Below are 19,172 nucleotides of genomic sequence, written 5' to 3'. Positions count from 1 at the left end.
TACGAAGCGCGCTCCTAGAACAGGACAAAGGTGACGGCGGCGATCAGGCCAAGCAGCATGATCAGCGCGTAGGTGTTGAGATAGCCGGTCTGCATCCGCTTGGCCGCGACCGAGCCGCGCGCCACTGCATCCGCCACCCCGTTGGGGCCAAAGCGATCAATGATGCCGACATCGCCCGCCTGCCAGAACAGCTTGCCCAGCGCAAAAGCGGGCTTGACGAAGATCGCGTCATAGAGCTCGTCGAAGTACCACTTGCGGTAAACGAACTGGTGCAGCGCGCCGAAGGTGGCGACAAACTTCGCCGGAAGATCAGGCTTGGCGATGTAGGCGAGATAGGCACCCGCAAAACCCAGCACCATCACGACAAAGGCCGAATACTTCACCCAGTAAGGCACGGCATGCATCGCGTGGATCAGCGGCTCGTTGTAAAAGATCGAGCCTGCCCAGAACGCCGCGCTGTCAAGGAAGCTGGGTGCGAACACCTGCCCTGCGGCCACCGCGCCGATGGTCAGCACCCCGAGCGGGATCAGCATCGACACCGGGCTTTCATGCGGATGATAGCCGCCGGTGGTGTCCTCGCCTGCTTGCTCGGGCGTCTTGTGCACGGAATGCTGGATGTGCTCGCTCTCGATCCAACGCGGCTTGCCCCAGAAGGTCAGGAACATCAGACGCCACGAATAGAAGCTGGTGAGCAGCGCCGCGATCACGCCAAGCCAGAAGGACATGACCGAGATCTGCGTGCCGCGCGCAAAGGCGACTTCGAGCACGGCGTCCTTCGACCAGAAGCCTGCAAAACCGACCCCGAGGTGATAAACGCCGAGGCCCGTGATCGCGAGCGTGCCCGCCAGCATCGCGTAAAAGGTGAGCGGGATGTGCTTACGCAGGCCGCCGTAATAGCGCATGTCCTGTTCGTGATGCATCGCATGGATCACCGAACCGGCACCGAGGAACAGCAGCGCCTTGAAGAAAGCGTGCGTGAACAGGTGGAACATCGCCACGCCATAGGCGCCGACGCCCGCGGCGAAGAACATGTAGCCAAGCTGCGAGCAGGTCGAATAGGCGATCACCCGCTTGATGTCCCACTGGGTGGTGCCGATGGTCGCGGCGAAGAAGCAGGTCGCAGCGCCCACCACTGTCACGATCGCCAGCGCCGTCGGCGCGGCTTCGAACATCGGCGAAAGCCGGCACAGCATGAACACGCCCGCGGTCACCATGGTGGCCGCGTGGATCAGCGCGGACACCGGCGTCGGCCCTTCCATCGCGTCGGGCAGCCAGGTGTGCAGGCCGAGCTGTGCGCTCTTCCCCATCGCGCCGATGAACAGCAGGATGCACAGGATATCCATGGTATAGAGCCGCATGCCAACAAAGGTGATGGCCGAGCCGCTCATCCCCGGAGCCGCAGCAAGGATTTCCGGGATCGACACCGTGCCGAACACAAGAAATGTCCCGAAAATGCCGAGCATGAAGCCAAGATCGCCCACGCGGTTGACGACAAAAGCCTTGATCGCGGCCGCGCCTGCGGAGGGCTTCCTGAACCAGAACCCGATCAGCAGATAGGAGGCCAGCCCCACCCCTTCCCAGCCAAAGAACATCTGGACAAGGTTATCGGCCGTCACCAGCATCAGCATCGCGAAGGTGAACAGCGAAAGATAGGCGAAGAAGCGCGGTTGATCCGGGTCTTCCTCCATGTACCCCCACGAATAGAGGTGCACGAGCGCCGAAACCGAGCAGATCACCACCAGCATGATCGCGGTCATGGTGTCGACCCGCAGCGCCCAGTCAAAGCTCATGCTGCCCGATTGCACCCAGCTGAGCACGGGCACGACTTCGGCAGTCGCGGTGCCACCGAGGAACCCGAGGAAAATCGGCCAGCTCAAGCCCGCCGAAAGGAACAGCGCGCCTGTCGTCACCGACTTGGCGGCCACATTGCCGATCATGCGGTTGCCGAGCCCGGCGATCAGCGCCGCAAGCAGCGGGGCAAAGACGATGAGGAGGATTTGCGTTTGCATCGCGCTCACCCCTTCATCCGGTTGATATCGTCAACCGCGATCGAACCGCGACCGCGGAAATAGATCACGAGGATCGCCAGCCCGATGGCGGCTTCGGCCGCTGCCACAGTCAGCACCAGCATGGCGAAGATCTGGCCGACCAGATCCTGCATGAAGGCCGAAAAGGCGACGAGATTGATGTTCACGCTGAGCAGGATCAATTCAATCGCCATCAGGATGACGATCACATTCTTGCGGTTGAGGAAGATCCCCAGCACTCCGATCACGAACAGGATCGCGCCCACAGTCAGATAATGTTCAATGCCGATCACAGCTCGACCCCTTGCCCGATTTCCGGGTTCTTCATGATGGTTGCCTCTTCCGGACGCCGACGGATCTGCTTGCCGACATCCTGCCGCGCCCGTGCGCCGGGCTTGGGCGGCTGGAAGGTCAGCACGATGGCGCCGATCATGGCCACCAGCAGGATGATCCCGGCCAGTTCGAACAGCAGGATATAGCGGCCGAACAGCAGGGCGCCGATCGCCTCGATATTGCTCGCGGTGGCAGGCTGCATCGCGCTGCCATCAGGCGCGCCGAGAGTCAGCCCGCCGGCACTATAAACGCCAACTGCCAGCAGCAATTCCGCCAGCAGGATTGCTGCCATCAGCAGGCCCAGCGGGAAATTGCGGATGAAGCCTGCGCGCATGGCCGCGAAATCGATGTCGAGCATCATCACCACGAACAGGAACAGCACGGCGACCGCCCCGACGTAGACAATCACCAGCAGCATCGCGAGGAACTCGGCCCCCACCAACACCATCAGGGCGGCTGCGTTGAAAAAGGCCATGATCAGCCACAGCACCGAATGCACCGGGTGCCGCGCCATGATCACCATGACCGCGCTGGCGACCACGATGGCCGCAAACAGGTAAAAGGCGAAAACCTGTATCATGATGTGCCTCCGCCGATCTGTCTCCCCGGCAAAAGCCGAGGTCCAGAAAGCGGCATTGTGATCCCTTAGTCCAAGTGTGACCCCGGCCTGCGCCGCGATCGCCACGTATCAATTGTAAGACCCCGTGTCCGTCCGGTGCGCCCTAGCGATAGGGTGCGTCGGCTTCAAGGTTGGCCGCGATGGCCCGCTCCCATTTGTCACCATTCGCAAGCAGCTTGGCCTTGTCGTAAAGCAGCTCCTCGCGGGTTTCGGTGGCATATTCGAAATTCGGCCCTTCCACGATCGCGTCGACCGGGCAGGCTTCCTGACAAAAGCCGCAATAGATGCACTTCGTCATGTCGATGTCGTAGCGCGTGGTGCGGCGGCTGCCATCGGCGCGCGGTTCGCTTTCGATGGTGATCGCCTGCGCCGGGCAGATCGCCTCGCACAGCTTGCAGGCGATGCAGCGTTCCTCACCATTCGGATAGCGCCGCAGCGCATGTTCGCCGCGGAAACGCGGGCTGAGCGGCGATTTCTCGAACGGATAATTGATCGTCGCCTTGGGCTTGAAGAAATACTTCAAGGTCAAGGCATGCGCCTTGAGGAATTCCCAGAGGGTGAAGCTTTTGATCAGATGCGAAACGGTCGTCATGCGAAATGCCCGGTGGCCATCAGATAGCCGGAAATGAGAACGACAAAGAACAGGCTCATAGGCAGGAACACCTTCCAGCCAAGCCGCATCAACTGGTCGTAGCGGTAACGCGGCACCGTCGCCCAGATCCAGCTGAACATGAAGAAGAACATGAAGGTCTTGAGCAGGAACCAGATGATCCCCGGCACCGCATAAAGCACCGGAATATCCAGCGGCGGCAGCCACCCGCCCCAGAACAGCAGCGTGTTGAGCGAGCACATCAGCAGGATGTTGGCATATTCGCCAAGCCAGAACAGCGCGAAGCTCATCGAGGAATATTCGGTCTGGTAACCGGCGACGAGTTCGCTTTCCGCTTCGGTCAGATCAAACGGCGCGCGCGCGGTTTCCGCCAGCGCCGAAATGAAGAACACCACCCACATCGGGAACAGCAGCGGGTGCACCACATAGCCGTTGATGATGCCGAGGCCGAAACCCTTCTGCGCCTCGACGATCCCGGTCATGTTGAAAGTGCCGGCAAACAGCACCACGCACACCAGCACGAAACCGATCGAGACTTCGTAGGAAATCATCTGCGCCGAGGCGCGCATCGCCGAGAAGAACGGGTATTTGGAGTTCGACGCCCACCCGCTCATCACCACGCCGTAAACGCCGAGCGACGAGATCGCGAGGATGTAGAGCAGGCCGACATTGATATCCGCCAGCACCACGCCCGCATCAAACGGGATCACTGCCCATGCGGCCAAGGCCACCGTGAAGGTGATGATGGGGGCGAGCAGGAAAATGCCCTTGTTCGCCGCCGACGGGATGATCGTTTCCTGGAGGAAGACCTTCAAGCCATCGGCAAAGGACTGGAGGATACCAAACGGCCCCACCACATTGGGCCCGCGCCGAAGCATGATCGCGCCGAGCACCTTGCGGTCGACATAGATCACCATGGCAACGCTGAACATCACCAGCAGCGCGATGATCAGCACGCCCGCGATGGTCGCGATGGTCCAGGCCCATTCGTAGGACAGGCCGAAGGATTGGAAGAAGGCGGTCACTTACATTCCTCCCCGGCACGGGGAGGGGGACCACGAAGTGGTGGAGGGGCACCCCGCCCGGTTCGATCTCTTGGAGTTGCGGAGCAGCCGGACGGGCCCCTCCACCATGCTGCGCATGGTCCCCCTCCCCTGAAGGGGGAGGATGTGCGTCGCGCTCATTCCGCAGCCTCCTTGATATCAGCGCCGTGGAGCAATTCGTCCGAGCACTGCTGCATCACCGCGCTGGCGCGGGCGATGGGGTTGGTGAGGTAGAAGTCCTTGATCGGATAGCCCGCAAGCTCGCCTTCGAACTTGGCGCCGCTGTCCGCCTTGGGCAGCGCGCCGTAATCCGCGAGGCCTTCTTCGCCCAGCGCGGGCACAGCGGCGATCATCTTGGCCTGCAATTCGCCGAAGCTGTCGAAGCCGACGGTCACGCCCAGCGCGTCCGCCAAAGCGCGCAGGATCGTCCAGTCCTCGCGCGCATCACCAGGCGCGAAGACCGCCTTCTCGGCGAACTGCACCCGGCCCTCGGTGTTGACGTAAGTCCCGTCCTTTTCGGCATAGGACGCGCCCGGCAGGATGATGTCGGCGTGATGCGCGCCCTTGTCGCCGTGGTGGCCGATATAGACCTTGAGCGACCCTGCGTAGGGCGCATAGTCCATCTCGTCCGCGCCGAGGCTGAGCAGCACCTTGGGGCTGGCCGCCGCAATGTCGCCCATCCCGTCCGGAAGCGTGAAGCCGAGCATCAGCGATGCCATCCGCGCCGCCGAGACGTGGAGCACGTTGAAACCGTTCCACCCGTCCCGCACCAGATCGAACTTGTCGACCAGCTTGAGCGCCGCCGGCAGCGCGCCCTTGGCCAGCGCCGCCGCACCGAGGATCACCGCCGGACGCTTCGCTGCCTTCATGACGTCACCCAATTCCTTGGGGACGCGGTTCAGGATCTTGAGATCAGAGCCGAGGAAGGTCGCCGGATAGGTCGGGTCCCATTCGGGGCCGATGATGAAGACCTTGGCCCCCGCCTTCACCGCCTTGCGCAGGCGGACATTGAGCAGCGCGGCTTCCCAGCGGACATGGCTGCCGACGATCAGGATTGCGTCAGCGGTCTCGATCCCGGCGAAGGTCGAGTTGAAATTCACCGCCGCGAGGTTCGACACATCGTAGGTCATGCCGGTCTGCCGCGCTTCGGTGAGGTTCGACCCGCAGGCATTGACCAGCGCCTTGGCGGCAAACATCGTCTCGGCGTCGAGCAGATCGCCCGCCACCGCTGCAATACTGGCCTTGTCGCCTTCCAGTGCGGAGGCGATCATCCCGAAAGCCTCGGTCCATTCCGCGGGCTGGAGCTTGCCGTCACGGCGCACCCAGACGCGGTCAAGCCGGCGCTTGGTAAGGCCGTCGACCTGATAGCGGCCCTTGTCTGACAGCCACTCCTCGTTGACGTCGTCATTCACCCGCGGCAGCGCGCGCATGACTTCGCGGCCCTTGGAATGCAGGGTGATGTTGGCGCCCACGGCGTCAGACACGTCGATGCTGAGCGTCCGCTTGAGTTCCCACGGCCGCGCCTCGAAAGCATAGGGGCGGCTCGTCAGCGCACCCACCGGACACAGGTCGATCACGTTGGCGCTCAATTCATGCGCCGCCGCCTGTTCGAGATAGGTCGTGATCTGCATGTCCTCGCCGCGGTAGAGCGCGCCGATCTCGTCCACGCCCGCGATCTCCTCGGAGAAGCGCACGCAGCGGGTGCAGTGGATGCAGCGGGTCATGATCGTCTTGATCAGCGGGCCCATGTACTTCTCGGTGACCGCGCGCTTGTTCTCGTGGTAGCGCGAACCGCCGCGGCCATAGGCGACCGCCTGATCCTGCAAGTCGCACTCGCCACCCTGATCGCAGATCGGGCAATCGAGCGGGTGGTTGATGAGCAGGAACTCCATCACCCCTTCGCGCGCCTTCTTGACCATGGGTGAGTCGGTGCGGATTTCCTGACCCTCGGCAGCCGGCAGCGCGCAGGAGGCCTGCGGCTTGGGCGGCCCGGGCTTCACCTCGACGAGGCACATGCGGCAATTGCCGGCGATGGAGAGGCGCTCATGATAGCAGAAGCGCGGGATTTCCTTGCCCGCCAGCTCGCACGCCTGGAGCACAGTCGCGCCCGCCGGGACCTCGATTTCCTGACCGTCTACGGTGACCTTAGGCATTGGGAAAAGCCTCGTTGTCGCGGAGAACCTTCCGTGAAATCAGAACCAGAAGGCTCATAAGCACGATGGGGGAGAGACAAGTAGCCACGTAACCCACGAGCGAAAGTTCACCGCCAGCGAATTCATCATATCGCGCAATCATCACGACAGGAGCGCATGCGAGAAGCACAAAAATCAGAAAACGATAAAGAATTTTCATCACTCCGCCGCCTCCGCGAATTGCGCGTTGTGTTCGTTGATCCGCCGCTCCAGCTCCGGCCGGAAATGGCGGATGAGGCCCTGGATCGGCCACGCCGCCGCATCGCCCAGCGCGCAGATGGTGTGGCCTTCGACCTGCTTGGTCACCTCGTGAAGCATGTCGATCTCCTCGATCGCCGCATCGCCGGTGCGCAGGCGCTCCATCATGCGCCACATCCAGCCCGTGCCTTCGCGGCAGGGGGTGCACTGGCCGCAGCTCTCGTGCTTATAGAAGTAGGACAGGCGACTGATCGCGCGGACGATATCAGTCGACTTGTCCATGACGATCACGGCCGCGGTGCCGAGGCCGGAACCGAGTTCCTTGAGCCCGTCGAAATCCATCGGCGCGTGGCGGATCTGTTCGGCGGGAACCAGCGGCACCGAAGAACCGCCGGGGATCACCGCCAGCAGGTTGTCCCACCCGCCGCGAATGCCGCCGCAATGCTTTTCGATCAGCTCTTCGAAGCTGATGCTCATCGCCTCTTCGACGACGCAGGGCTTTTCCACGTGGCCGCTGATCTGGAACAGCTTGGTGCCCTTGTTGTTCTCGCGCCCGAAGGAGGAGAACCACGCAGCCCCGCGCCGCAGGATCGTCGGTGCGACCGCGATGCTCTCGACGTTGTTGACCGTGGTAGGGCAGCCATAGAGGCCCGCGCCCGCCGGGAACGGCGGCTTCAACCGCGGCTGGCCCTTCTTGCCTTCAAGGCTTTCGATCATCGCGGTTTCTTCGCCGCAGATATAGGCCCCCGCGCCGCGGTGCATGAAGACGTCGAAATCATAGCCCGAACCGCAGGCGTTCTTGCCGATCAGGCCTGCATCATAGGCTTCGTCGATCGCCTTCTGGAGCGTTTCGGCCTCGCGGATATATTCGCCACGGATGTAGATATAGGCCGCCCGCGCGCGCATCGCGTAGCCCGCCACCAGCGCGCCTTCGATCAGCTTGTGCGGATCATGGCGGATGATCTCACGGTCCTTGCACGAGCCCGGCTCGGATTCATCAGCATTGATGACAAGGAAGCTCGGTCGGCCATCGCGGCTTTCCTTGGGCATGAACGACCACTTGAGCCCGGTCGGGAAGCCCGCCCCGCCCCGCCCGCGCAGGCCGGATGCCTTGATTTCCTCGATGATCGCGTCCTGCCCGCGCGCGAGCAGCGCCTTGGTGTTGTCCCAATCGCCGCGCATTTGCGCGGCTTTCAGGCCCCAATCCTGAAAACCATAGACATTGGTGAAGATCCGATCCCTATCGGCCAGCATCACAGCTTTCCTTGGTTTTTGGCGCGCTTCAGGCGCACCAGAGAAATCACTTGGAACACCAGTCCCATCCCCATCAGGATGACGCCCATTTCCGGTTTGCCCGTGGCGGTGAAGAATGCGCCAAGGGCAAAGCCGGTGAGCCCTGCTCCGGCAAAGGCGAGCGTCAACGGGTTCATCCGATCATTCCTTGTTGCCACAGGCCTGCCAGCGCCAGCACGATGAGCAGGATCACGCCCACGCGCACGAGGCCCATCAGCACCTTGTAGGCGATGAAGCCAAGCACCAGCGCGCCAAGCAGGGGGACAAGGCTGTTCATCCGTTGCCCTTGCCCCCGAACAAGCGGCTGAGCGCGCCGAAGCCGCCGAACAGGAAGCCGAGGATGGCCCACACCACCCAGCTATCCCCGCTGATCCATTCCCACGCCGCCAGCGTGAGGAAGATCAGGCCGACAAGACCGCCGCCGAGTTCAGCCTTTCTTGCCATCACCACTCGCTCCGGTAATCGTGGTTGGCGCTGACCATGTCCTTGAGCGTGGTCGGCCCGCCCGAAGGCTCGGAGGTGTGGCGGCCCGGCTCCTGCGTGCCCGCCTTGGGCGTTTCGCCCCGCGCCAAGGCATCGAGCACCGCGTCGAGACGTTCGACCGTCAGATCCTCGTAATTGTCATCGTTGATCTGGACCATCGGCGCGGTGGCGCAATTGCCCATGCATTCGACCTCGGTGAGGGTCCAGAGGCCATCCGCCGAGACCCCGCCCTTCACCATCCCGCGCTTCTTGCAGGCGGCGATGATGTCGTCCGAGCCGCGCAGCATGCAGGGCGTGGTGCCGCACACCTGCACGTGGAATTTGCCGACGGGTTTGAGGTTATACATGAAGTAGAAGCTCGCGACTTCGAGCACGCGGATCACCGGCATGTCGAGATAGGCCGCGACATATTCGATCACCGGCAGCGGCAGCCAGCCCTGCGTATCGGTTTCGCTACCCACCTGCCGCTGGGCGAGATCGAGCAGCGGCATCACCGCCGAACGCTGGCGTCCGGCCGGATATTTGGCGATGTGCCAATCGGCCTTGACCTTGTTTTCCGGTGTCCACGCGAACCCGCCCCAGCGGGCGCGCAGTTCGGGGGTATCGGGAGCAGGGGTACGGTCAGCCACGACGATCCCTCCAGATCGTCGCCCCCGCGAAAGCGGGGATCCCGCTTGGCGTGGCGACGGTGGAAAAGGTTAGATGGATCCCCGCCTTCGCGGGGATGACGGCAAGGGTAAGGTTCACCGATCACACTCCCCGAACACCACGTCGATCGCGCCGAGAATGGCGGTCGCATCGGGCAGCATGTGGCCGCGGCTCATCATGTCCATCGCCTGAAGGTGCGAGAAAGCCGTGGGGCGGATCTTGCAGCGGTACGGCTTGTTGGTGCCGTCGCTGACGAGATAGACGCCGAATTCGCCCTTGGGGCTTTCGGTTGCCACGTAAACCTCGCCCGCCGGGACGTGGAAGCCTTCGGTGTAAAGCTTGAAGTGGTGGATCAGGCTTTCCATCGATTGCTTCATTGCGCCGCGCTTGGGCGGAGAGACCTTGCCATCGGTGCTCGCGACCGGGCCCTGCGGCATTTGCGCAAGGCACTGCTTGATGATCTTGGCGCTTTCGTAAACTTCCTTCACGCGCACCATGAAACGATCATAGCAATCCGAATTGGTGCCGACCGGAATGTCGAATTCCATGCGGTCATAGACATCATAGGGCTGGCTCTTGCGCAGATCCCACGGAATGCCCGCAGCGCGGATCATCGGGCCGGAAAAGCCCCAGGCAATCGCATCATCGCGGCTGACAATCGCGATATCGACATTGCGCTGCTTGAAGATGCGGTTGTCGATGACAAGGCTCATCGCATCGCCGAACAATTGTGGCAGGCGGTTGTCGATCCAGTTGCCGATATCGACCAGCAGCTTTTCGGGGACATCCTGGTGCACGCCGCCGGGGCGGAACCATGCCGAGTGCATCCGCGCGCCGCTCGCCCGCTCGAAGAAGTTCATGCAGTCTTCGCGCAGTTCGAACACCCACAGGTTGGGCGTCATCGCGCCCACGTCCATCACATGCGCGCCGATATTGAGCATGTGATTGCAGATGCGGGTCAGCTCGGCGAAGAGCACGCGCAGATATTGCGCGCGGATCGGCACTTCGAGATTGAGCAGCTTTTCGATCGCCAGCACATAGGAATGCTCCATGCACAGCGGCGAGCAGTAATCGAGCCGATCGAAATAGGGCAGCGCCTGCAAGTAAGTCTTGTGCTCAATCAGCTTTTCGGTGCCGCGATGCAGCAGGCCGACATGGGGATCGATCCGCTCGATCACCTCGCCGTCCAGCTCCATGATCATGCGCAGCACGCCATGCGCCGCCGGGTGCTGCGGGCCGAAATTGATCGTGTAATTGGTGATGACCTCGCCTTCGGTGGTCGGCGATTCTTCGAGTTGGAAGCTCACTTGCCGCCCTCCTCTTTGGCCTTTTCGTCACCGGGCAGGACGTAGTCCGCGCCTTCCCACGGGCTGAGGAAATCGAAGGTGCGCATTTCCTGCGCCAGTTCGACAGGTTCATAGACCACGCGCTTTTCCTCTTCGGAATAGCGCAGTTCGGTGTAGCCCGTCATCGGGAAGTCCTTGCGGAAGGGATGCCCTTCGAAGCCATAATCAGTGAGGATGCGGCGCAGATCGGGGTTACCGGCAAAGGTCACCCCGTACATGTCGAACACCTCGCGTTCGAGCCAGCCTGCATTGGGCCACAGCGTCGTGATGGTCGGCACCGGCGTGTTCTCGTCGGTCGAACACTTCACGATCACGCGGTGGTTCTTGGTGAGGCTCAAGAGCATGTAGACGACTTCGAAGCGTTCGGCGCGCGCGGGATAATCGGCGCCCGCAATCTCCATCATCTGCTGATAGTGGTGATCATCGCGCAAGGTCCGCAGCACCTTGGCAATCGCATCGCGCTGGACGCGGAAGATCACCTCGCCGTGGGATTCCTCCGCGGCGATCAGCCAGACGCTGATGCTTTCGGAAATCGCCGCGATCACACCGTCGTTCGATGCAAAGCGCGGAGCGGAATGCACAACCTTCATGAAATGGCCCCTTACCGCTCGATCGTGCCGACGCGGCGGATCTTGCGCTGCAATTGCATCACGCCATAAAGCAGCGCCTCGGCAGTCGGCGGGCAGCCGGGCACGTAGATATCAACCGGAACGATCCGGTCACACCCGCGCACCACCGAATAGGAATAGTGATAATAGCCGCCGCCATTGGCGCACGAACCCATGCTGATCACATATTTGGGATCAGACATCTGATCATAGACCTTGCGCAGCGCCGGGGCCATCTTGTTGCACAAGGTGCCGGCCACGATCATCACGTCCGACTGGCGCGGGGAGGCGCGCGGCGCGATGCCGAAGCGCTCCATGTCGTAGCGCGGCATGTTGACGTGGATCATTTCGACCGCGCAGCAGGCCAGGCCGAAGGTCATCCACCACAGGCTGCCGGTCCGCGCCCATTGGAACAGTTCTTCGGTCGAGGTGACGAGGAAGCCCTTGTCATTGACCTCGCTTTCGAGCGCCTTGAAGAACGCGGCGTCAGGCTGACGCAAGGCGCCGCCCTGAGCGGTGGCGATAGCAGACATGTCTGACAGCCCCTGGGGAGGAGAAACCGTGTTTGTCATTCCCAGTCCAACGCCCCTTTCTTCCATTCATAGGCCAGCCCCACCACGAGGATGAACAGGAACACCATCATCCCGACCCAGCCCACCATCTGGGTTTCCTTGAGGCTTACGGCCCAGGGAAATAGGAAGGCTGCTTCGAGATCGAAGATGATGAAGCTGATCGCCACCAGATAGAAGCGCACATCGAACTGGCTGCGCGCATCCTCGAAAGCCGGGAAGCCGCATTCATACTCAGAGAGCTTTTCTGCGTTGGGGTTGTGCGCACCCGTCAACCGGGAGACCGCCATGGGCGCGACCACGAACAGGATCGAAAGCCCGAAGGCGATAAATATGAAGAACAGTATCGGCAGATACTGGCTGAGGTCGATCACGGCCATGTCCAAGCAATTAATCCCGGGTGGTCCCGTAGGCTTGTAACATAGCAGGCGCAAGAGCGCGACTCGTTGAAAACCCCGCATGAGTGTTGCAGGAATTTCAACACCTCATGCAGTCGAGAGCGCGCCCTGCGCGTTCCGCGCAACCCCTGCGGTGCGGGCTATTTCAGGAGCCGCGCCGCTGCCTTGGCCGATGCCGCGCCAAAGGGCGGCTTGAGCCCTCCAAGCTTGGCCACATCGACCTTGGGCTGGTGATAGACCGCGCGGGCATGGCTGAACTCGCGGAAGCCTTCGACCGAATGGTAACTCCCCATCCCCGATGGCCCGATCCCGCCGAACGGCAGGTCTTCCATCGAGACGTGGAAGATCACGTCATTGGTCGTCACCCCGCCCGAGATCGTGCGGGTGAGCACCCGTTCCTGTTCGCCCTTGTTCTCGCCGAAGTAATAGAGACCAAGCGGGCGATCATGCTCGTTGACATAGTCCACCGCCTGATCGACTGATTTATACGTCGTCACCGGCAGGATCGGGCCGAAGATTTCCTCCTGCATCGCCGCCATGTCCTGCGTCGCATTGCGCAGGATGGTGAGCGGCAATTTTCGCTGGTTGGAATTGCCGAAATCCTCGCCCGCAGGGTTGACCTCGATCACTTCGGCGCCCTTGTCGCGCGCATCTTCGATCAGGCCTTTGAGCCGCGCGAAGTGGCGGTCGGAGACAATTGCGGTGTAATCCTCGTTATCAAGCAGCGTGGGGTACATTGCCGTGGCCCCGGCGACGACGCCCGCAATCGCATCCTGCTCCTTGTCTTCGGGCACGATCAGATAGTCGGGCGCAAGGCAGATTTGCCCGGCATTCATCATCTTGCCCCAGGCGATGCGTTCTCCCGCCTTGGCGAAATCCGCGCTGCGCCCCATGATCACCGGCGATTTGCCGCCCAGTTCAAGCGTGACCGGCACCAGATTTTCCGCCGCCGCCTGCATCACCCGGCGCCCCGTTGCGGTCGAGCCAGTAAAGACCAGATGATCGAAGGGCAGGCTCGAAAAGGCGCCTGCGACGTCCGGTCCGCCGGTGATGACAGCGACTTCCTCGGGCGCGAAATATTCCGCCGTCAGCTCCGCCATCAGATCGCTGGTGCGCTCGGTAAATTCCGACGGCTTGATCATCGCGCGGTTGCCCGCGGCCAACACCTGCATCAACGGGACGAAGGCCAGCTGGAGCGGGAAGTTCCACGGCGAAAGAATGCCGATCACACCCTTGGGCTCATACCGCACCTCGGCCCGCGCGCCGAGCAGGCCAAGCGGAAACTGCACCTTGCGCTTTTCGGTCTTGGCCCAGCGATCCATGTTCTTGAGCGCATCGTGCCCCGCGCCCACCACCGAGCCGATATCGGTGATCATGGTCTGCGCCGCGGGGCGACCGCCAAAATCCGCGCTCATCGCCTTGGCAAAGGCCTCGCCATGCTCGCGCACCAAGGCCATGGCGCGGCGGATGCGGTCCTTGCGCTGCGACATCGGCTCCGGGCGGGACGCCGTGAAAGCATCGCGCTGGCGTTGCAGCAGGGTTTCCATCTCGGCGCGGCGATCATCGGCCATGTCATTCTCCCGTAAGACATAGATGCGTTTTCATTTGCGACGTGTTGTTGCGCAAAGCGCGCAGGTGCGCAAGCGGCGGCGCTCACCCCCACCGTAGCCTGACTGCCTCTGCATTGCGATGGAAAGCGGGATGACGGCCTTTAGCGAGCGCAAAGTGCTAATCGGGTTCGGGCAAAACCGAAACAAGGCGAAAGCGTTCGCACCACAGGAGCATCTCGGGATCGAACCCTCCGTTGCGCTCGAAATAGCTTTGATGCGCGCTACGCCAATAGCCGAGACTTAAGTCGCCTTCGCCCTCCGCAGCAGCAAAATCCTCATCGACCTCCTTGAACCGAATTCGGCGGATCTCGACAGTCTCAAGAATAGCTCTAGGGCGCCCTTTCCCGTCCTCGGCAACCCATTGCGCGCCGACTTGACCTCCCTCGGCATCGGCGGCTGCGCTCCAGCACGTCGCACGTTTTCGGCCAGCGAGTATCAGGTTCAGAAGTTCATCGGCCAATTCGGGACTGTCGCCGAACGCCGAACGGGGTAAGGCGGCCCAGAATGATGGTTCGCTCATCGTGACACTTGCTCGTGGTAAGGCGGGATTGACAAGCTCGTCATAGCGACGTCAGCGCGCTTGGCCAAAGACCCTTGCGGTCGATAGCGGCCAATCTGCTTTTGACCCAAACGCAGTCAAACCCGCCCTCTTTCTCGATGCACAGTAAGGCCCGCATTGCCTGCGTGTGACGATTGGTGCTTCACCACCCCAACCCATCGCCCCCTGCATTGCAAATGCCGCATTGCAACATTACTACCCCGCCCAACCAAGACCCATAAGCTCGCAAAAGGAATCCATGCACATGGCCCAGCTTTCTCCCGCCGATCCGGTTGTGATCCTCTCCTATGCGCGCACCCCGATGGGCGCGATGCAAGGCGCGCTCGCAGACGTTTCGGCGACCGATCTGGGCGCGATTGCGGTCAAGGCTGCGGTCGAACGCGCAGGCGTGGCAGGCGAGGATATTGATCGCGCCTACATGGGCTGCGTGCTGCCTGCCGGGCTCGGTCAGGCTCCGGCACGCCAGGCCGCGATCAAGGCCGGTCTGCCGCAATCGGTGCAAGCCACCACCGTCAACAAGGTTTGCGGCTCGGGCATGCAGACGGTGATCATGGGTGCAGAAGCACTCGCCAGCGGCACCATTGATGTGGTGGTGGCGGGCGGCATGGAAAGCATGACCAATGCGCCCTACCTCCTCAAGAAGCACCGTTCGGGCGCGCGCATCGGGCACGATACCGCCTATGATCACATGTTCCTTGACGGGCTTGAAGATGCCTACGAGCCGGGCCGCGCCATGGGCACCTTTGCGCAGGATACGGCCAATGCCTACCAGCTCACCCGCGAAGAGATGGATGCCTATTCGATCGAATCGCTCGCCCGCGCCAACCGCGCGATCGCGAGCGGCGCCTTTGCCGATGAAGTCGTGCCGGTCACCGTGGCTTCGCGTGCAGGCGACGTCGTCGTCGAACAGGACGAAGCCCCTGCCAAGGGCCGCCCCGAAAAGATCCCGCAACTGAAGCCCGCCTTCGCCAAGGACGGGACGATCACCGCCGCTACCTCAAGCTCGATCTCGGACGGCGCAGCCGCCGTGGTGCTGACCCGGGCGAGCGTGGCGGAGGCCAAGGGCCTTGCACCCGTCGCCCGGATTGTGGCCACCGCCGCCCATGCCCAGGCGCCGGCGCTGTTCACAACAGCGCCGATCCCGGCGATCCGCAAGGTGCTCGACAAGGCGCGGTGGAGCGTTGCGGATGTCGATCTGTTCGAAGTCAACGAAGCCTTCGCCTGTGTCGCCATGTTCGCGATGCGCGATCTCGGCATTCCGCACGACAAGATCAATGTGAACGGCGGCGGCACCGCTCTCGGCCACCCGATCGGCGCCAGCGGCACGCGCATCATCGTGACCTTGATCAATGCGCTCAAGCAGCAGGGCAAGAAGCGCGGCGTCGCCAGCCTCTGCATCGGTGGCGGGGAAGCCACGGCGGTGGCGATCGAACTGGTCTGATGGCGAGGGTTCGCCGGGCAGCCTTACGGGTTGCCCGGCAGCGCCTCGATCCCGAACAGGCGTTCAGCGAGCACCCAGCCCTTGCGCCCTGCGGCATCGATTTCGCACCAACCTGTCTCGCAGCGCAGGTAACGCGCCACGACGCCCGGCTCCGCCCGCCAGCGCAGCGCCGAGGCGGCACGCGGTTCGGCTCGCAGATCGGCAAGACCCTTGCCAATCACGACCACACCGCGCTCCGGTGTCAACTGGCTTGCCGCCACCCAGCCCTGTGCCCCTGCGACATCGCGCACGAGCCGCCAGCCTTCGCGCGTACGTATGACCTTCACCGGCATGCCCTTGCGCTTGTAGACCCATTCGACCGGGTAATCCCGGCTCGGCCCGACGCGCATGTTGACCTGTTCATAACGCAGCGCCGCCCAATAGGGCACGGCACGCTCCTGCGCGCGCACTGGATCACACACCATGGTGAACGCCATCATCAGGCACAGGCTGATCACTGCAAAAAGACGCAATCCCATCATCGCTGCCCCCCTTACGCTGCGAGCGTCCCGGATTTCAAGCGCGCTGATACCCCTTGCGCGCAGGACTGCGCCATTCGCCCGCTTGACCTTGCGCCCCCTGACGCATTAGCCCGCTTGCCATGTCCCCAACCGATCTTCCTGCCACCCGCCCCGCCCGTCCGCTGGCTGGCTTGCCGCGTGTCGTCGTCACCCGTCATCTGATGCCAAGCATCGAGGCGCGGATGCGCGAATTGTTCGATGTGGTGCTCAACGAAGCGGACACCCCGATGAGTCGCGATGCGCTGGTTGCAGCAATGCAGGATTGCGATGTGCTTGTGCCGACTGTCACCGACAAGATCGATGCCGCGATGATCGCGGCTGCCGGCGACCGGCTGGGCCTGATCGCCAGCTTTGGTGCGGGGACGGAACATATTGATCTCGCCGCGGCGGCTGATCGCCGCATCATCGTCACCAACACGCCGGGCGTGTTCACCGATGATACCGCCGATCTCACGCTCGCGATGATTATCGGCGTGCCGCGCCGCGTGCGCGAAGGCACCGCGCTGGTGCGCCGCGGCGAATGGACCGGCTGGGCGCCTTCGGGCCTGCTTGGGCGCAAGCTCGCTGGCAAGGTGCTGGGCATTATCGGCATGGGCCGGATCGGACAGGCGGTTGCCCACCGCGCCCGCGCCTTCGGGCTCGAGATCGCCTATTACAACCGCAAGCCCCTGCCCGAAGCGCTCGAGCGAATGCTCGGCGCGCGCTATGTCGGCGAAATCGATGCGCTGGTGGCCGAGGCCGATATTCTCACGCTGCACTGCCCGCTGTCAGACGAGACGCGCGGGCTGATCGATGCGCGCAGGCTGGGCCTGATGAAGCCGGGCGCCAGCATCATCAACACCGCACGCGGCGAGCTGATCGATAACGAGGCGCTGATTGCCGCGCTTCAATCCGGCCATCTCGCGGGCGCGGGGCTCGATGTCTATCCCGAAGAGCCCAAGGTTGATCCGCGCCTGATCGCGCACCCCAATGTGATGACCCTGCCCCACATCGGCAGCGCCACCGCCGAAGGGCGCGAGGATTCGGGCCACAAGGTGATCGCCAATATCCGCATGTGGGCCGACGGCCACCGTCCGCCCGATCAGGTGCTGACCGCACTGGTGCGGGGCTGAACGCTGCCGCCACCGCACCAGCGCGCGCGTATCAATCCCCCGTCAAAATCCGCTCGACCAGCTCGCCCACGCTCGGCGTGTAGCCGTTCGAGAAGAACGGATCGGTCTTGAAGCGGTAGGCCGCATGGCCGGCGAAGGCGAGATTGTCCGCCGGATCACCGCCATGGGCGATATCCTGCAAGGTCTTCTGGATGCAGAAGCTGCGCGGATCAGCCAGCCTGCCAGTGGTGAAATCGTCGTGATCCTTCCAGCTCGAGAAGGCGCAATGCGACAGGCAGCCCATGCAGGCCTGCTGATCGGTGCGGATCTCGTCGCGCTTGTCAGGGGTCACGAAGACAATCGTGCCATCGGGGGTCTTGAGCGGTTCGGTATGCCCGGCGCGCATCCACGCATCGGCCTTGGCCCGGTCTTCCGGGCGCACCCAGAAGCTGCGTGACTTGCCATCATCGCCAAGCTGCACCGTGCCGTCTTCCTCGCCGCGCTTGAAGAACGGGATCTGGCGTTCGGAACGGTGCATCAGATCATAGAGGAACGGCGTTTTGACCGCGCTCGAATAGAACCCGGTGGGCGAGAACTTGTGGAGCAGCACATCGCCCGGTTCGAGATCGCGCAGCATGTTTTTCCAGGTATCGGGGATCGGGCTTTCGCGGGTCAGCAAAGGCCGCGTGCCGAACTGGAAGGCAATCGCGCCAAGCTCGGGATTGTCGATCCAGTCATTCCATTCGCGCAGATACCACACCCCGCCTGCCATCACGATCGGGACACTATCGGGGACGCCTTCGGCGCGCATCGTCTCGCGCAGCACCTTGACGCGCGGATACGGATCTTGCGGCTGGGTCGGGTCTTCAGCGTTGGAGAGGCCATTATGCCCGCCTGCCAGCCACGGGTCTTCATAGACCACGGCAGCCATCAGATCGGGGACCTTGTGATAGGACCGCTTCCACAGCGCGCGGAAGGCACGGCCCGAGCTGACAATCGGCAGGTAGTTGACGTTGAAGCGCGCCGCGATCTCGGCAAGCTTGTAGGGCATCCCCGCCCCGCAGGTGACGCCGGTGACGAGGCCCTTGGTGCGTTCCAGCACGCCTTCGAGCACGGCCTGCGCCCCGCCCATTTCCCACAGCACATTGATGTTGATCGCGCCCCTGCCGGCGGCGATATCATAGGCTTTCTTGACCTGCGTGACCGCGCCATCAATCGCGTAGCGGATCAGCTCCTCGTGGCGTTCCTGCCGGGTCGCGCCGTGATAGACCTGCGGGATCGGCTTGCCATCCGCATCATAGGAATCCGCGTTGACGGCAGAAACCGTGCCAATGCCACCTGCGGCTGCCCACGCCCCTGAGCTTGCATGATTGGTGGCAGAAACACCCTTGCCGCCTTCGACCAGCGGCCACACCTCGCGCCCGCCATAGAAGATCGGGCTCAATCCCTTGAACAATGAAAATCCCCTTTTGTGCGGCTCTTCACAGAACCGCCTCGCGCATTCCCTTAATCGCCGGGAGCGCACCTAGCAATCTCTGGCGGTG

At 62.8% G+C, this 19,172-nt stretch carries 21 protein-coding genes and 1 pseudogene; 2 read left to right on the top strand and 20 right to left on the bottom strand.

The annotated features are described in order from the left end of the window. Positions 1–14: 14 nt before the first annotated feature. The 18 genes and pseudogenes from nuoL to SOQ14_RS11225 all read right to left on the bottom strand — a co-directional run bounded on the left by nuoL (position 15) and on the right by SOQ14_RS11225 (position 14,497). Entirely contained in the window at positions 15–2,009 is a 1,995-nt protein-coding gene (gene nuoL / locus SOQ14_RS11310; protein ID WP_322898224.1) for an NADH-quinone oxidoreductase subunit L, read from the bottom strand. 5 nt (positions 2,010–2,014) lie between these two features. Continuing rightward, the gene (gene nuoK, locus SOQ14_RS11305) at positions 2,015–2,320 is read right to left on the bottom strand and encodes an NADH-quinone oxidoreductase subunit NuoK (protein ID WP_322898223.1); all 306 of its coding nucleotides are present in this window, start codon (positions 2,318–2,320) and stop codon (positions 2,015–2,017) included. Then, positions 2,317–2,940, bottom strand: a complete 624-nt coding sequence (locus tag SOQ14_RS11300; RefSeq protein WP_322898221.1) for an NADH-quinone oxidoreductase subunit J — start codon at positions 2,938–2,940, stop codon at positions 2,317–2,319. The genes nuoK and SOQ14_RS11300 overlap by 4 nt, the downstream gene beginning before the upstream one ends. Before the next feature lie 142 nt (positions 2,941–3,082). Continuing rightward, complete coding sequence (gene nuoI, locus SOQ14_RS11295; RefSeq protein ID WP_322898220.1) at positions 3,083–3,571, bottom strand: NADH-quinone oxidoreductase subunit NuoI; 489 nt, start codon at positions 3,569–3,571, stop codon at positions 3,083–3,085. Next, the gene (gene nuoH / locus SOQ14_RS11290) at positions 3,568–4,614 is read right to left on the bottom strand and encodes an NADH-quinone oxidoreductase subunit NuoH (protein ID WP_322898219.1); all 1,047 of its coding nucleotides are present in this window, start codon (positions 4,612–4,614) and stop codon (positions 3,568–3,570) included. Before nuoH ends, nuoI begins: the two co-directional genes overlap by 4 nt. Positions 4,615–4,769: 155 nt before the next feature. Next, a complete protein-coding gene (nuoG, locus tag SOQ14_RS11285; protein WP_322898218.1) occupies positions 4,770–6,785 on the bottom strand; it encodes an NADH-quinone oxidoreductase subunit NuoG in 2,016 nt (671 codons plus the stop codon). Further along, complete coding sequence (locus SOQ14_RS11280) at positions 6,778–6,984, bottom strand: hypothetical protein (RefSeq protein ID WP_322898217.1); 207 nt, start codon at positions 6,982–6,984, stop codon at positions 6,778–6,780. The genes nuoG and SOQ14_RS11280 overlap by 8 nt, the downstream gene beginning before the upstream one ends. Further along, entirely contained in the window at positions 6,984–8,276 is a 1,293-nt protein-coding gene (gene nuoF, locus SOQ14_RS11275) for an NADH-quinone oxidoreductase subunit NuoF (protein ID WP_322898216.1), read from the bottom strand. Before nuoF ends, SOQ14_RS11280 begins: the two co-directional genes overlap by 1 nt. After that, a complete protein-coding gene (locus SOQ14_RS11270) occupies positions 8,276–8,452 on the bottom strand; it encodes a hypothetical protein (protein ID WP_322898215.1) in 177 nt (58 codons plus the stop codon). The genes nuoF and SOQ14_RS11270 overlap by 1 nt, the downstream gene beginning before the upstream one ends. After that, on the bottom strand, positions 8,449–8,592 hold the full coding sequence (locus tag SOQ14_RS11265) for a hypothetical protein (RefSeq protein WP_322898214.1): 144 nt from the start codon (positions 8,590–8,592) through the stop codon (positions 8,449–8,451). The genes SOQ14_RS11270 and SOQ14_RS11265 overlap by 4 nt, the downstream gene beginning before the upstream one ends. Continuing rightward, complete coding sequence (locus SOQ14_RS11260; protein ID WP_322898213.1) at positions 8,589–8,759, bottom strand: hypothetical protein; 171 nt, start codon at positions 8,757–8,759, stop codon at positions 8,589–8,591. The genes SOQ14_RS11265 and SOQ14_RS11260 overlap by 4 nt, the downstream gene beginning before the upstream one ends. Further along, entirely contained in the window at positions 8,759–9,427 is a 669-nt protein-coding gene (locus SOQ14_RS11255; protein WP_322898212.1) for an NADH-quinone oxidoreductase subunit NuoE, read from the bottom strand. Before SOQ14_RS11255 ends, SOQ14_RS11260 begins: the two co-directional genes overlap by 1 nt. A 114-nt stretch (positions 9,428–9,541) precedes the next feature. After that, the gene (locus tag SOQ14_RS11250) at positions 9,542–10,753 is read right to left on the bottom strand and encodes an NADH-quinone oxidoreductase subunit D (protein WP_322898211.1); all 1,212 of its coding nucleotides are present in this window, start codon (positions 10,751–10,753) and stop codon (positions 9,542–9,544) included. 17 nt (positions 10,754–10,770) lie between these two features. Next, a pseudogene (locus SOQ14_RS11245) lies at positions 10,771–11,382 on the bottom strand (NADH-quinone oxidoreductase subunit C); the annotation flags it as partial. 11 nt (positions 11,383–11,393) lie between these two features. Next, entirely contained in the window at positions 11,394–11,933 is a 540-nt protein-coding gene (locus SOQ14_RS11240) for a NuoB/complex I 20 kDa subunit family protein (protein WP_416232757.1), read from the bottom strand. A 35-nt stretch (positions 11,934–11,968) separates the two neighbouring features. Next, positions 11,969–12,343, bottom strand: a complete 375-nt coding sequence (locus tag SOQ14_RS11235) for an NADH-quinone oxidoreductase subunit A (RefSeq protein WP_322898565.1) — start codon at positions 12,341–12,343, stop codon at positions 11,969–11,971. Positions 12,344–12,507: 164 nt separating this feature from the next. Further along, a complete protein-coding gene (locus SOQ14_RS11230) occupies positions 12,508–13,938 on the bottom strand; it encodes a coniferyl aldehyde dehydrogenase (protein ID WP_322898209.1) in 1,431 nt (476 codons plus the stop codon). A gap of 157 nt (positions 13,939–14,095) precedes the next feature. Beyond that, positions 14,096–14,497, bottom strand: a complete 402-nt coding sequence (locus SOQ14_RS11225) for an ASCH domain-containing protein (RefSeq protein WP_322898208.1) — start codon at positions 14,495–14,497, stop codon at positions 14,096–14,098. A 283-nt stretch (positions 14,498–14,780) separates the two neighbouring features. Between SOQ14_RS11225 and SOQ14_RS11220 the strand changes: the two genes are divergently transcribed. Next, positions 14,781–15,977, top strand: coding sequence for a thiolase family protein (locus SOQ14_RS11220; protein WP_322898207.1), 1,197 nt, complete (start codon positions 14,781–14,783; stop codon positions 15,975–15,977). A gap of 23 nt (positions 15,978–16,000) precedes the next feature. On the opposite strand, the gene SOQ14_RS11215 is transcribed toward SOQ14_RS11220, so the two are convergent. Then, positions 16,001–16,495 (bottom strand): SH3 domain-containing protein, encoded by a 495-nt coding sequence (locus SOQ14_RS11215; protein ID WP_322898206.1) that lies wholly within the window; start codon positions 16,493–16,495, stop codon positions 16,001–16,003. 122 nt (positions 16,496–16,617) lie between these two features. Between SOQ14_RS11215 and SOQ14_RS11210 the strand changes: the two genes are divergently transcribed. Then, positions 16,618–17,649 (top strand): 2-hydroxyacid dehydrogenase, encoded by a 1,032-nt coding sequence (locus SOQ14_RS11210; protein WP_322898205.1) that lies wholly within the window; start codon positions 16,618–16,620, stop codon positions 17,647–17,649. Positions 17,650–17,680: 31 nt separating this feature from the next. Here SOQ14_RS11210 and SOQ14_RS11205 read toward each other — a convergent pair whose 3' ends face one another. Further along, the gene (locus tag SOQ14_RS11205; RefSeq protein WP_322898204.1) at positions 17,681–19,084 is read right to left on the bottom strand and encodes an NAD(P)H-dependent flavin oxidoreductase; all 1,404 of its coding nucleotides are present in this window, start codon (positions 19,082–19,084) and stop codon (positions 17,681–17,683) included. Positions 19,085–19,172 lie beyond the last annotated feature (88 nt).

It is taken from the genome of Erythrobacter epiphyticus, from assembly GCF_034653295.1.
Lineage (GTDB): Bacteria > Pseudomonadota > Alphaproteobacteria > Sphingomonadales > Sphingomonadaceae > Erythrobacter.
Note: the sequence above shows the minus strand (reverse complement) of the source record. Positions and strands in the feature narration are given on the sequence as shown.

Excerpts from the sequence above, each read along its gene's own strand:
- SOQ14_RS11280 (WP_322898217.1), bottom strand. The coding sequence starts at position 6,984 with ATGAAAATTCTTTATCGTTTTCTGATTTTTGTGCTTCTCGCATGCGCT.
- SOQ14_RS11215 (WP_322898206.1), bottom strand. The coding sequence starts at position 16,495 with ATGGGATTGCGTCTTTTTGCAGTGATCAGCCTGTGCCTGATGATGGCG.
- nuoL (WP_322898224.1), bottom strand. The coding sequence starts at position 2,009 with ATGCAAACGCAAATCCTCCTCATCGTCTTTGCCCCGCTGCTTGCGGCG.
- SOQ14_RS11240 (WP_416232757.1), bottom strand. The coding sequence starts at position 11,933 with ATGTCTGCTATCGCCACCGCTCAGGGCGGCGCCTTGCGTCAGCCTGAC.
- SOQ14_RS11300 (WP_322898221.1), bottom strand. The coding sequence starts at position 2,940 with ATGATACAGGTTTTCGCCTTTTACCTGTTTGCGGCCATCGTGGTCGCC.
- SOQ14_RS11230 (WP_322898209.1), bottom strand. The coding sequence starts at position 13,938 with ATGGCCGATGATCGCCGCGCCGAGATGGAAACCCTGCTGCAACGCCAG.
- SOQ14_RS11210 (WP_322898205.1), top strand. The coding sequence starts at position 16,618 with ATGTCCCCAACCGATCTTCCTGCCACCCGCCCCGCCCGTCCGCTGGCT.
- nuoG (WP_322898218.1), bottom strand. The coding sequence starts at position 6,785 with ATGCCTAAGGTCACCGTAGACGGTCAGGAAATCGAGGTCCCGGCGGGC.
- nuoI (WP_322898220.1), bottom strand. The coding sequence starts at position 3,571 with ATGACGACCGTTTCGCATCTGATCAAAAGCTTCACCCTCTGGGAATTC.
- SOQ14_RS11260 (WP_322898213.1), bottom strand. The coding sequence starts at position 8,759 with ATGGCAAGAAAGGCTGAACTCGGCGGCGGTCTTGTCGGCCTGATCTTC.
- SOQ14_RS11270 (WP_322898215.1), bottom strand. The coding sequence starts at position 8,452 with ATGAACCCGTTGACGCTCGCCTTTGCCGGAGCAGGGCTCACCGGCTTT.
- nuoF (WP_322898216.1), bottom strand. The coding sequence starts at position 8,276 with ATGCTGGCCGATAGGGATCGGATCTTCACCAATGTCTATGGTTTTCAG.
- SOQ14_RS11220 (WP_322898207.1), top strand. The coding sequence starts at position 14,781 with ATGGCCCAGCTTTCTCCCGCCGATCCGGTTGTGATCCTCTCCTATGCG.
- SOQ14_RS11265 (WP_322898214.1), bottom strand. The coding sequence starts at position 8,592 with ATGAACAGCCTTGTCCCCCTGCTTGGCGCGCTGGTGCTTGGCTTCATC.
- SOQ14_RS11225 (WP_322898208.1), bottom strand. The coding sequence starts at position 14,497 with ATGAGCGAACCATCATTCTGGGCCGCCTTACCCCGTTCGGCGTTCGGC.